12 protein-coding genes are annotated in these 11,317 nt (G+C 68.7%); 8 read left to right on the top strand and 4 right to left on the bottom strand.

What is annotated here, in order from left to right:
* Positions 1-143 precede the first annotated feature (143 nt).
* Both CP978_RS29095 and CP978_RS29090 read left to right on the top strand, forming a co-directional pair.
* Positions 144-1,415, top strand: a complete 1,272-nt coding sequence (locus tag CP978_RS29095) for a cytochrome P450 (protein ID WP_052454350.1) — start codon at positions 144-146, stop codon at positions 1,413-1,415.
* Positions 1,412-2,200: a thioesterase II family protein gene (locus tag CP978_RS29090; RefSeq protein ID WP_043445720.1), complete on the top strand. Its 789-nt coding sequence runs from the start codon at positions 1,412-1,414 to the stop codon at positions 2,198-2,200. The genes CP978_RS29095 and CP978_RS29090 overlap by 4 nt, the downstream gene beginning before the upstream one ends.
* A 19-nt stretch (positions 2,201-2,219) precedes the next feature.
* Here CP978_RS29090 and CP978_RS29085 read toward each other — a convergent pair whose 3' ends face one another.
* The gene (locus CP978_RS29085) at positions 2,220-2,753 is read right to left on the bottom strand and encodes a DUF3995 domain-containing protein (RefSeq protein WP_170307434.1); all 534 of its coding nucleotides are present in this window, start codon (positions 2,751-2,753) and stop codon (positions 2,220-2,222) included.
* 380 nt (positions 2,754-3,133) lie between these two features.
* Here CP978_RS29085 and CP978_RS29080 point away from each other — a divergent pair, with 380 nt between their 5' ends.
* The 6 genes from CP978_RS29080 to CP978_RS29055 all read left to right on the top strand — a co-directional run bounded on the left by CP978_RS29080 (position 3,134) and on the right by CP978_RS29055 (position 8,695).
* Complete coding sequence (locus CP978_RS29080) at positions 3,134-4,108, top strand: daunorubicin resistance protein DrrA family ABC transporter ATP-binding protein (RefSeq protein ID WP_043445711.1); 975 nt, start codon at positions 3,134-3,136, stop codon at positions 4,106-4,108.
* Positions 4,105-4,893 carry an ABC transporter permease gene (locus CP978_RS29075; RefSeq protein ID WP_043445708.1) on the top strand — a complete coding sequence of 263 codons (789 nt, stop codon included), beginning with the start codon at positions 4,105-4,107 and terminating at the stop codon, positions 4,891-4,893. Before CP978_RS29080 ends, CP978_RS29075 begins: the two co-directional genes overlap by 4 nt.
* A 46-nt stretch (positions 4,894-4,939) precedes the next feature.
* On the top strand, positions 4,940-6,091 hold the full coding sequence (locus CP978_RS29070) for a class I SAM-dependent methyltransferase (protein WP_043445705.1): 1,152 nt from the start codon (positions 4,940-4,942) through the stop codon (positions 6,089-6,091).
* Between the two features lie 15 nt (positions 6,092-6,106).
* Positions 6,107-6,901, top strand: coding sequence for an ABC transporter permease (locus CP978_RS29065; RefSeq protein WP_043445703.1), 795 nt, complete (start codon positions 6,107-6,109; stop codon positions 6,899-6,901).
* 173 nt (positions 6,902-7,074) lie between these two features.
* Positions 7,075-8,145 carry a MupA/Atu3671 family FMN-dependent luciferase-like monooxygenase gene (locus CP978_RS29060; protein ID WP_043445700.1) on the top strand — a complete coding sequence of 357 codons (1,071 nt, stop codon included), beginning with the start codon at positions 7,075-7,077 and terminating at the stop codon, positions 8,143-8,145.
* 40 nt (positions 8,146-8,185) lie between these two features.
* Positions 8,186-8,695, top strand: coding sequence for a flavin reductase family protein (locus CP978_RS29055; RefSeq protein ID WP_043445697.1), 510 nt, complete (start codon positions 8,186-8,188; stop codon positions 8,693-8,695).
* Between the two features lie 116 nt (positions 8,696-8,811).
* On the opposite strand, the gene CP978_RS29050 is transcribed toward CP978_RS29055, so the two are convergent.
* The 3 genes from CP978_RS29050 to CP978_RS29040 all read right to left on the bottom strand — a co-directional run bounded on the left by CP978_RS29050 (position 8,812) and on the right by CP978_RS29040 (position 11,203).
* Entirely contained in the window at positions 8,812-10,104 is a 1,293-nt protein-coding gene (locus tag CP978_RS29050; RefSeq protein ID WP_052454636.1) for a methylaspartate mutase, read from the bottom strand.
* 23 nt (positions 10,105-10,127) lie between these two features.
* Positions 10,128-10,703, bottom strand: coding sequence for a cobalamin B12-binding domain-containing protein (locus CP978_RS29045; protein ID WP_311775046.1), 576 nt, complete (start codon positions 10,701-10,703; stop codon positions 10,128-10,130).
* 212 nt (positions 10,704-10,915) lie between these two features.
* Entirely contained in the window at positions 10,916-11,203 is a 288-nt protein-coding gene (locus tag CP978_RS29040) for a LysR family transcriptional regulator (RefSeq protein ID WP_079162355.1), read from the bottom strand.
* Positions 11,204-11,317: the final 114 nt, after the last annotated feature.

The raw sequence follows: 11,317 nt of genomic DNA, 5'->3' as shown, positions 1-11,317 counted from the left end.
CCGGATCCCCGAGCTGTCATCGACCGACCGGTTCAGGCCCGTGGAAAAAGGGTGTCCTTTTTCCACGGGCCTGAACCGGCTGCCCATCGGCCGAGCAATACCGCCGCATTCCCCTTTCGCAGCCCACGACGAATGGCGAAAAAATGACTGCGCAAACGATGTCGATACCGGACGATGTCTCCACAGTCGATCTGACCGATCCCAGAACGTTCGAGGAGAACGACCTCCGCGCATACTGGCGCCAGTTGCGCACCACACGGCCGCTCCACTGGCACCCGCCCACCGGCGACGCACCGGGCTTCTGGGTGATCAGCCGGTACGCGGACGTCATGGCCCTGTACAAGGACAACAAGCGGCTCACCTCGGAGAAGGGCAACGTACTGGTCACGCTGCTCGCCGGGGGCGACTCCGCGGCGGGCAGGATGCTCGCCGTCACCGACGGCGCGCCGCACCGGAACCTGCGCAATGTGCTGCTCAAGGCCTTCTCCCCGCAGGCCCTCAAGCCCATCACCGACCGGGTCCGCGAGAACACCACACGGCTGGTGGTGGAGGCCGTCCGGCGCGGCGAGTGCGACTTCGCCACCGATGTCGCCGAGCACATCCCGATGAACACCATCTCGGACCTGCTCGGAGTGCCCACCGCGGACCGTGAGTTCCTGCTGAACCTCAACAAGTCGGCGCTCAGCTCCAACGAGGAGGGTCAGTCGGCGACCGATGCCTGGCTCGCCCGCAACGAGATCCTGCTGTACTTCAACGAGTTGGTCGCCGAGCGCCGGGCGAAGCCGACCGAGGACGTGATCAGCCTTCTCGCCAACAGCACCGTGAACGGTGAGCCGCTGAGCGAGGAGGTCATCGTCCTCAACTGCTACAGCCTGATCCTCGGCGGTGACGAGACCAGCCGACTGTCGATGATCGACGCGGTGCGGACCTTCTCCGAGCACCCGGACCAGTGGCAGTTGCTCCGCGACCGCGAGGTGACACTGGAGTCGGCCACCGAGGAGGTGCTGCGCTGGGCGACCCCGGCGATGCACTTCGGCCGGCGCGCGGTCACCGACCTGGAGCTGCACGACCAGGTCATCGCCGCCGGTGACATCGTCACGCTGTGGAACAGCTCGGCCAACCGGGACGAGGAGGTCTTCGCCGACCCGTATGTCTTCGATCTGAACCGGTCGCCCAACAAGCACATCACCTTCGGCTACGGCCCGCACTTCTGCCTCGGCGCGTATCTGGGCCGGGTCGAGGTGAACGCGATGCTGGACGCCCTGCGCACCTACAGCACCGGGTTCGAGATCACCGGCGAGCCGCAGCGGATCCACTCCAACTTCCTGACCGGGCTGTGCGGCCTGCCGGTGCGTTTCCAGCCGGACGAGGCGGCGCTGGCCGCTCACGACGGCGGGGACGGAGCACGCGCATGAGCCCGTCCGCCGGGGTGAACCCGTCGAAGTGGCTGCGGTGTTACCGCAAGGTGGCCACACCCCGTCTGCGGTTGGTGTGCTTCCCTCATGCGGGCGGCGCGGCCAGCATGTTCCGTGACTGGCCGCGGTGGCTGCCCGACGACATCGAGGTGACCGGGGTGTGCTACCCGGGCCGCCAGGACCGGCTCCTGGAGCCCTGCATCGACGAGATGGGCGCGCTGACCACGCCGATCGCCGATGTGCTGCAGCGCTGGGCGGGAGACCGGCTGGTGCTGTTCGGGCACAGCATGGGTGCCTCCGTCGCCTACGAGGTGGCCCTGCGCCTGAAGCAGCGCACCGGTTCGGCCCCGGGGCGGATGTTCGTCTCCGGCCAGTTGCCGCCGCACCGGGTGGTGCCCAAGAGCGTGCATCTGCGCGGCGACGACGCGATCCTGGAGGAGGTGCGCCGGCTCGGCGACCCCGACGCCGGCACGGTGCTGGACGACCCGGACCTGCGGGAGCTGGTACTGCCCGCGATCCGGGCGGACTTCCGGCTGATCGGCACCTACCTGCCGCGCCCGGTCACCCCGCTGGACACCGCGGTGACCGCGTATGTGGGGGACGAGGACGCGCAGGTGCCGGTCGAGGGTCTGCGGGAGTGGGCGGCGGTGAGCGCCACCGGCCGCTTCGACCATCGGGTCTACCCCGGGGGCCACTTCTATCTGATGGACGACCCCGAAGCCCTCGTCCGCGACCTGGCCGGCCGGCTGGCCGACCACCTCACCGCCGCCCGCGTCGCCGACTGAACCGGCGACGCGGGGGTGGTCAGGACACCGCGAAGCGCATACCGGCGAGCGAGAGCAGCGCGCCGAACACATCGATCACCAGGACGCCCACCACCAGCGACGTCCACCACCTGCGGCGGCCGTCCCCGGTGCGGATGAACTGCCAGGCGGCCAGGGCCAGCACCACGCCCTGGACCAGGAAGCACGGCTCGAACACCAGGAGGTCCTGCACGGCCGAGAGATGGTTGGCCTCGGCCGCCTCCGCCGCGCCGACACCGGGCACGACCGGGAAGTCGACCGCGCCGTGCCGTCCGCTCAGATAGAGGGCCTTGGTGAAGAAGCCGTAGAGGGCGTGGGAGATGCACACCACCGCCGCGGTCCAGATCGGCACCAGCAGCACCCAGGCGCGCATCCGCCCGCCCGTCCGGCGTTTCAGCGCGAGGACGAAGAGCGCGCCGAACACCATGATGGCGCTGACCACCCAGTTGACCGCCTGCACCGCTGACTTGTCGTGCTTCGCAAGCAGCGGCAGCCCCCAGGTGCCGCCCACCGCCCAGTACACATGCAGCAGCATGAAGAGAATCGTGAAAGCGAAAGCCAGGTGAACCCAGACCGGCCGAGGCGGCAGTTCGGCTCGCTGATCCAGACCACGCGAATTCTCGCCATGTCCGCCTGGAATTAAGGTTTCATGCACCATTCAAATCCTTGTCTCGAGGCCCGGGCACACCGCGGGAACGGTATCACCGGGTACGAAGGCACGAACCTGGTGCGTATCGGAGTTTTCGATGAGAGATCCGGTTCCGGACATGTCGCTGCTAGCGTCGGCGGCGCCGATGCGACAACCGACGCAGCCGGTGAACCGTTGGAGTTCTCTGTCCTCGCAGGAAACCCGGCGTTGTCCGATCTGAACCGTTGATCCGCGATCAGCGGACTTTAGCGTATGGGGGTGAATGCGTGGACATTGCAATTCGGGCCGAGGGGCTGAGCAAACGTTATGGTGGAAAGCAGGTCAAAGACGCGCTGAACGGTGTCGACCTGTCGGTCCCCGCCGGCACGGTGTTCGGGCTGCTCGGCCCCAACGGCGCCGGGAAGACCACGACCGTGCGCATCCTGGCCACCCTGCTCTCCGCGGACGGCGGCGAGGCGAGTGTGGCCGGATTCGACGTGCGCCGCCAGGCGAAAGAGGTACGCCGGCACATCGGGCTGACCGGACAGTACGCGGCGGTGGACGAACGCCTGACCGGCCGGGAGAACCTCCGGCTGATCGGCACCCTCTATCACCTCGGCCGGGCCGCCACCCGGGCCAGGGCGGACGAGCTGCTCGAGCGGCTCGACCTGACCGACGCGGCCGGCCGTCCGGTGAAGACCTACTCCGGCGGCATGCGGCGCAGGCTGGACCTCGCCGCCAGCCTGATCGCCGAGCCGCCGGTGCTGTTCCTCGACGAACCGACCACCGGGCTCGATCTGACCAGCCGGCTGACCCTGTGGGAGGTGATCCGCAGCCAGGTGAGCCGTGGTGTCACCGTGCTGCTGACCACCCAGTACCTCGAAGAGGCCGACCAACTCGCCGACCATATAGCCGTGTTGAACGACGGCGCGGTGGTCGCCGAAGGCACCCCCGACGAGTTGAAGGACCGGGTGGGCGACGACCGGCTGCGGGTCACCGCCGCCTCCGCGGACGACCTCGTCGTACTGACGAAGGTGCTCAGCCGGTTCGGCGTCGACGAGCCGCTCGTGGACGAGGAGAAAAAGACCGTCTCGGTGCCGATGACCGAAGGCGTCGGCGGCATCGCGACGGTGGCCACCGAACTGACCCGGGCCGGGATCGCCGTGGCCGACTTCCGGCTCAGCCGTCCGTCGATGGACGAGGTCTTCCTGTCCCTCACCGGCCCCACGGCGCAGCCGGTGACCGAAGGAGCGGCGACATGAGCGAGTTCCTGAGCGATTCCCTCGCCCTGGTGGGCCGCCATCTGCGGCATCTGACCCGGGTGCCGGAGCGGCTGCTGAGCGTGACGCTGATGCCGGTGATGTATGTGATCGTCTTCGGATTCCTGTTCGGCAGCGCCATGCAGGTCGAGGGCGGCAACTACCGTGAGTACATCATGGCCGGCATCTTCGCCCAGGTCATGCTGGCCAACCTGCAGACCACCGCGGTCGGCGTGGTCGACGACCTGCGCAACGGCCTGGTCGACCGGTTCCGTTCGCTTCCCATGTCCCGCTACGCCGTACTGATCGGGCGTACCGTCTCCGATCTGCTGCTGTCCTCGATCGCCATCGTAGTGATGGCCGCGGTCGGCTATCTGATCGGCTGGCGGGTGCACACCGGCGCCACGCACCTCCTGGCCGCCTTCGGCATCCTCCTGCTGCTGGGCCTCGGCGCCGCCTGGCTCGGCGCGCTGCTCGGTCTTTCGCTGCGCAACGTCGAGGCGGTCAGTGCGGTGATGTCCATGGTCATGATGCCGCTCACCTTCCTGTCCAGCGCCTTCATCCCGCTCAGCGGGCTGCCCGGCTGGCTGCGCGCCATCGCGGTCTGGAACCCGCTGTCGGCCGTGGTCGGGGCGCTGCGCGATCTGTTCGGCAATCCCACCTCCGTGGGTGACACCTCCTTCCCCTCGGTCCACCCGATCCCCGTCGCCGTGGTCCTCATCGTGGTGATGATCGCGCTGGCCATGCCGCTCGCCGCCCGTAGGTACCAGACCGCAGCAGCCCGGTGAACCGTTCGCCCGACACGGCGCCGCCTATCCCCAAAGGAGCACTGCGATGACGCCAGGCGTCACCACGCCCGCCGACTTCGAGACGGACGACACGCCCGCGCCGGAGCTCAACATCCGCCCGCTCGTGGACAACGCGCTGCTGCCCGACTGGCGGGGTGCCGGCAAGGTCGTGCACTCGGCCCACCGGATCTACGAGCACCTGATCTCGCTCTGGGCGCCCGGCGTCATCGAGGCCGCGCACGACCTCGGCGTGTTCGCCGAGCTGAGCACGGGGCCGAAGACCAGCGACCAGCTCGCCACGGCGTGTGACGCCGAACAGCGGGCGATGCGGGTGCTGATGGACGGTCTCTACGCCTACGACATCGTCGACCGAATCCCCGCCGACGCCGGTCCGGCCCTCTACCGGATGTCGGAGGAGATGCACGAATGCCTGCTGCCCGGCGGGCTGTTCAGCCTGGTCGGCAAGATCGAGTACGACCGGCAGCTGGCCTGGCACTCCTGGCGCAACCTGGCCGACGCGGTGCGCCGCGACAACCGCGACGAGACCGGCAGTCTCCAGCTGAACCAGATCACCGAGCACAACTACGAGTCCCTGGTGCGCGGCATCAACTTCTGGGCGCCGCCGATCGTGGAGGCGCTGCGCGGCGGCTTCGAGACGCTGGAGTGGCCCACGGACCGACCGGCCTCCGTGCTGGACATCGGCTGCGGCACCGGCCTGTACAGCCAGCTGCTGCTGCGGGCGTTCCCCGGGTGGCGGGCCACCGGCCTGGAGGCCCCGAACATCGCCCCGATCGCCAGGGCGCAGGCCGAACGGCTCGGTGTCGCCGACCGGTTCGACGTCCAGGTGCGCGACTTCTGGACCGAGAGCTGGGGCTCCGACCACGATCTGCTGGTCTTCGTCAACATCTTCCATCTCCAGACCCCCGAGTCGGCGCAGGAGCTGCTGCGCAGGTCCAAGGAGGCGCTGTCGAAGGACGGTCTGGTCTGCATCGCCGACCATCTGGTCACCGACGAGAAGGACGCCAAGTCGATCCAGGACCGGTTCGCGATGCTGTTCGCCGCGTCCATGCTGGCGACCGGCGGCGGCGACGCCTTCCTGCTGGACGACTACGACCGCTGGCTGGCCTCGGCGGGTCTGCGGCGGGTCGCGGTGCTGGACACCCCGATGCACCGGATCCTGCTCGCCGGGCACGCCTGACCGGCCCTCGGCGACATGGCGGAGTTCCTCGGCGACGTACGGGCGATAGCCGGCCGGCATCTTCGGCATCTGCTGCGGCTGCCGGAGAAGCTGATCGGGTTCACCGTGATGCCGGTCGCGATGGTGCTCGGCCTCGGGATCCTGTTCGGCGGCAGCATGCGGGTCCCCGGTGGAGGGCCCTACGGTGCCTTTGTGTCGGCGGGCGTGGTCACCTCGATCGCCGTCTCGACGACCGCGGTGTCCGCGCTGGGCGTGGTCGACGACCTTCAGGACGGCATGTTCGACCGGCTCCGCTCGCTTCCGGTCGACCGTACGGCGATCCTGCTCGGACGGATCGTGGTGGACTCGCTGCCCGTGGTGGCGGCGATGGCCGGTGTGGTGCCCGCCGCCTGGGCCGCGGGCTGGGCCGACGGCCTGCGGCCGACGGCGGCGCTGGCCGCGGTGGGCCTGGAACTGCTGCTGGCCATGGGATGTTCGTGCCTGGGGATCCTGCTGGGTCTCACCGTCCGCAACGCCGAGGCGGTCACCTCGGTCGTACCGGTGTGCCTGCTGCCGGTGACGTTCCTGTCCAATGCGTTCGTACCGCCGGACGGCCTGCCCGGCTGGCTGCGTGAACTGGTCGGCTGGAATCCGGTGACCGCGGTGAACAGCGCGGTGCGGGATCTGCTGGGCCATCAGGACACCATGGTCGCCGCGGGCTTCCCCGACCGTCATGCGGCGCCGCTCGCGATCGGTTTCTGTGTGCTGCTCATCGCTCTCGCCGTTCCGGCCGCGGTGCGGGCCCACGGCCGCGCCGGACTCCTGCGGTGAAACCGCCGCCTACGGTCCACGACACCATATTTCAAGCCCGGCCACAGAGTTTTCTAACTGGTCCGGAGCGGATTTTCATCTTGACTAAGCTGCGTGCGACAGGCTGACAGAATCCGGCTCTACTCGGTATTTCGCTCGGCCACCGACCGCACGCGCTGATGGCTGGAGGCGCCATGGATTTCGGCCTTTTCTACTTCGCGAACGACAACGAGGACGCCGGCGACAGATATCGACTGCTGATCGAGGGAGCCAAGTTCGCCGACACCCACGATTTCGCATCGGTGTGGACCCCTGAACGCCACTTCCATGCGTTCGGCGGCCTGTATCCGAATCCGGCGGTGACCGGCGCCGCGGTGGCCGCGGTCACCGAGAAAGTCGCGGTGCGGGCCGGCAGTGTGGTGGCCCCGCTGCACCACCCGGTGCGCATCGCCGAGGAGTGGTCCGTCGTCGACAACCTCTCCAAGGGGAGGGTGGGCATCGCCTTCGCCTCCGGTTGGCACGCCGCCGACTTCGTACTGCGCCCGGAGGGCTATCCGACCCGCAGATCAGGACTGGTCGACTCGATCGAGGCGATCCGGGGCCTCTGGCGGCAGGAGCCCGCGACCTTCGTCGACGGCGCGGGTGAGACCGTCACCTTGACGGTCTTCCCACCGCCGGTGCAGCCGGAACTGCCGGTCTGGCTGACCAGCGCGGGCAATCCGCAGACCTTCCGCGAAGCCGGCGAGATGGGCGCCGGTGTGCTGACCCATCTGCTGGGTCAGGGCATCGATGTGCTGGAGAAGCGGATCGGCGAATACCGGCAGGCCTTCCGCGACCACCACGACGAGACCGAGGGCGACGGACATGTCGCGCTCATGCTGCACACCTTCATCGGCACGGACCGGGAGAAGGTGCGGCAGACGGTCCGCGAGCCGTTCAGCAAGTATCTGGCCAGCTCCTTCGACCTGGTCATCCATGCCGCCAAGGCGGCGGGCGCGAACGCGGTCGCGCTGGATCTCAACAAGATGAGCCCGGCGGACATCGACTTCCTGGTCGGTCAGGCGTTCGACCGCTATTTCGACACCAGCGGCCTGTTCGGCACGGTCGAGGACGGTCTGCGGATGTGCGAGGCGCTCCACGAGATCGGGGTGGACGAGATCGCCTGCCTGATCGACTTCGGGGTGGAGCCCGACGAGGTGCTGTCCGGCCTGGACCATCTCGACCGGCTCAGGCAGGCATGGCGGGAACGCGAGCAGGGCCGCTGATCCCGGAGCGGGACGGGCTGGAGCTACGAAGGGGATGGATATGGAGCCGAGTCCGGTCGACGCCGAGGCGTACCGCGCGTTCATGAGCTCCTTCCCGACCGGCGTGTCCGTGGTCACCACCGTCGACGAGGACGGCCGGCCGCGCGGTATGACTTGCTCCTCCCTCTCGAGCGTCAGCCTGCGTCCGCCCGTTCTGTCCGTCTGTCTGTCGGTCACCAGCAAGACGCTCGGCGCGTTGTGCGCCCATGGCTACTTCGGGGTGAATCTGCTCGGCGTCGGCGCGAGCCCGGTCGCCCGCCTGTTCGCCGACTCCTCACTGAGCCATTTCGAGCGGGTGCCCTGGCAACCGGTCGGCAGCGCCGGACTCCCCCGCCTCGGCGAGGACATCGTGGCGTTCGCCGCCTGCCGGGTGGCGGACGCCAAGGTCGTCGGTGACCATGTCGTGGTCTTCGGCGAGGTGTTCGGCACCGACTGTGCCGTCGGAGCACCGCTGCTGTACGGCCGCCGGCAGTTCGTCGGCTGGCCCGAGCCGGCCGCGGACCCGGTCTGAGGCATCACGCCTGTCCCGCCCTGCCGACGATCGACGCCGGATGCCGGACCGGGCCTGCGCCGTCACCGATGTCCGGCCGCGCCTGCCGCCACTGACGGCAGGCGCGGCCGGACCCGTCACCGCAGGTCGGAGGCCGCCACCGCGGCGGGGGCACGGTGCTGGATCGCCTCCCGGTCGGCCTTGTCCCTCATATAGGAGAGGTCCGCCAGCAGACCCGCCGCGCTCACCGCGCGGCCCTGGCCGTTCGGCACCAGATGCGACAGCGGCAGCGCGCCGGTCTGAGCCCAGCACAGCCTGCCCTCCCCGTCGAGCCGGCTGCGGGTGCGGCCCCGGTTGTCCGGATGCACGCAGTACGGGATGTCCAGATAGCCGCGTTCGAACGCCAGCAGCAGAGCGCGAGCCGGATCCGGGTGCAGGTTCAGCACCCCTTCGACCAGCGCCAGCGCTTCGGCGTATGTCTGGGTGTCCGTGCCCGGATCGGGCGCCGCACGGGTCGCCTCGGCGGCTCGGGCCGCGAACTCCAGGGCCGCCACGTTCTCCGCGACGGTGGGGATCCGCCGTGACTCGGCGACCGTCTTGACGATCAGCCGCTCGGAGCCGGTCCGCACGGCCAGCTCGGCGGCCTGACCCAGCAGCCGGTACGCCCCGGCATCGGTGACCGGATACACCCCCATATAGGCATAGATGACCACATGCCAGTCCACATCGGGCAGCAGCGCATCGCACAGTCGGCGCAGCGCGAACACCGCCTCGGCGTCCTGGCCGGCATGGGTCTGCTGGGCGTAGCTCACCGAGATGCTGCGGCACCCGTACGCACGGAAGAAGAATGCCTCCAGCACGCTCAGTGCCACCAGCTGGCTGGGTGGGCACAACTGGCCCATCATGCAGCCGCCGAAGGTCTCCAGATGTGGTTCGGCGTCCTGGCCGCGCAGCTGGGAGAAGATTTCGGTGCACTGCCGCCAGGCCTCGACCGATGCGGCCAGCGGGGTGCGTCCGTAGGGCAGGCAGTAGGACACGGGCCCGCCCTCGGTCGCGTCCAGGCCGAGGGCGATCAGTTTGCGGAAGATGTGCTGGGGCAGCGCCGATCCGTGCCGTACCTGCACGGGGAAGCCGGCGTCCCTGACACCGGCCAGCATCGCCCGGGTCGTGGCGTCGCTGTGGCTGACGATCGGGTAGCCGTTGAGCGGCACGTCCTCACGCAGTGCGTGCTCGGCCGCGGCCAGATCCCCCACCCTGGTGTAGCTGTCCAGGGTCAGTGTGCCGACGGTGTGCCCCCGCGCCGCCTTGGTGGCCGCCAGCCCCTCCCTCATCCGCTCCGGATCGCCGAAGCCCATCCGCGGCTGCACCACAAGGGCACCGGCGTTCGCCCGCGCACGGACGAACGCGCCGAATCCCGGCTGCGCGGGCATGGGCCCGTCCGGCACCAGGGCGCTCACTCGGGTCTCCCGGCACTCAGGGCCGGAAGCGGAGCGGCCGGAAGCGAAGTGGCAGGAAGCGAAGTGGCAGGAAGCGAGGCGGCAGAGAGCGAAGCGTCGGAGAGCGAGGCGGCCGGGAGCGAGGCGATGAACGCCGTGAAGTCGGCCGGGTCCGACGACTGGTCGGGGAAGACCGCGTCGAAGCCCGCCTCCGCCAGTGCCCGGGCGTGACGCTCCACGTTCTCGTCGGACACCGTGAGCTTGCCTCCGATCACCATCGGAGTGGCGGCCAGCTCCGGGCAGGCGCGCAGCCGCGCCACCACCCGCAGGCCGTCGGTGCAGCCGTGCCCGTTGACACTGCCGATGACGAGCAGCACCGGATCGATCCGGCGGCATTCGTCGACCAGCACATCATCCGGCACACAGGGCCCGAGGTTGACCACGTCGTAGCCGAGTTCCTCGATGAGCAGCTGAAGGTAGACCAGGTTCCAGGTGTGTGCGTCGCTCGCCAACCCCGATATCACCACGGTGCCGCGGTCCCGCACGGCCGAGGCCGCGCTCACCACGACGATTTCCTTCTCCCCCTGCGCCACTGTTCTCCCTTTGTATAAGCATGGACGACATCACCTGATGCCCGCTCCGGGAGACCGTGCGTCCGTCGCCGCGCAGGTGCCGGCGGGCGGTGAGAGGACGCCGGACACGCCGACGTGTCGGCGGGACGGCAGCGGTGACCGACCGACCGGGGCAGCGGTCGAGTCGGCACTCCGGGATCCAGGCGGTCACGCGGATCCGGATCGGGGCCCGGCTACACGGCCGTGACGGCCACGGGCACTCTGCTGAATTCCAGACATTCTCTCTTGATATTGTCTATCAGCATCAACGTCGCGCGTGCCGAGGACAAAATCATCTGCCCTTCACGAGTCAGAGTGGTGCCCCCCGAATTTCGAGTGAACAGCTTGATGCCCAGAGACCGCTCAAGGCATATGATCTGATAACTAATAGCGGGTTGCGAATATCCGAGCTGCTTGGCCGCAAGGTCCATTCGGCCTATTTCGGCAATCGCGACAAAAGCGCGCAATTCGCGTTCGTGCATAATCGCCTCGCAATTAACAGCCTATTAAGTCAAGGGACTTTAACACGCGATTCCTTCGAGGACCACGGCACTTGCAGGAAGCTGTCACGCCAGGTGTGGAACAGGATCTGTGGA

The organism is Streptomyces nodosus, from assembly GCF_008704995.1.
Lineage (GTDB): Bacteria > Actinomycetota > Actinomycetes > Streptomycetales > Streptomycetaceae > Streptomyces > Streptomyces nodosus.
Note: the sequence above shows the minus strand (reverse complement) of the source record. Positions and strands in the feature narration are given on the sequence as shown.

Coding starts and splice junctions, on each gene's coding strand:
- CP978_RS29085 (WP_170307434.1), bottom strand. CDS start 2,753: ATGCTGCTGCATGTGTACTGGGCGGTGGGCGGCACCTGGGGGCTGCCG.
- CP978_RS29070 (WP_043445705.1), top strand. CDS start 4,940: ATGACGCCAGGCGTCACCACGCCCGCCGACTTCGAGACGGACGACACG.
- CP978_RS29050 (WP_052454636.1), bottom strand. CDS start 10,104: ATGCCCGCGCAGCCGGGATTCGGCGCGTTCGTCCGTGCGCGGGCGAAC.
- CP978_RS29060 (WP_043445700.1), top strand. CDS start 7,075: ATGGATTTCGGCCTTTTCTACTTCGCGAACGACAACGAGGACGCCGGC.
- CP978_RS29075 (WP_043445708.1), top strand. CDS start 4,105: ATGAGCGAGTTCCTGAGCGATTCCCTCGCCCTGGTGGGCCGCCATCTG.
- CP978_RS29090 (WP_043445720.1), top strand. CDS start 1,412: ATGAGCCCGTCCGCCGGGGTGAACCCGTCGAAGTGGCTGCGGTGTTAC.
- CP978_RS29055 (WP_043445697.1), top strand. CDS start 8,186: ATGGAGCCGAGTCCGGTCGACGCCGAGGCGTACCGCGCGTTCATGAGC.
- CP978_RS29065 (WP_043445703.1), top strand. CDS start 6,107: ATGGCGGAGTTCCTCGGCGACGTACGGGCGATAGCCGGCCGGCATCTT.
- CP978_RS29095 (WP_052454350.1), top strand. CDS start 144: ATGACTGCGCAAACGATGTCGATACCGGACGATGTCTCCACAGTCGAT.
- CP978_RS29040 (WP_079162355.1), bottom strand. CDS start 11,203: ATGCACGAACGCGAATTGCGCGCTTTTGTCGCGATTGCCGAAATAGGC.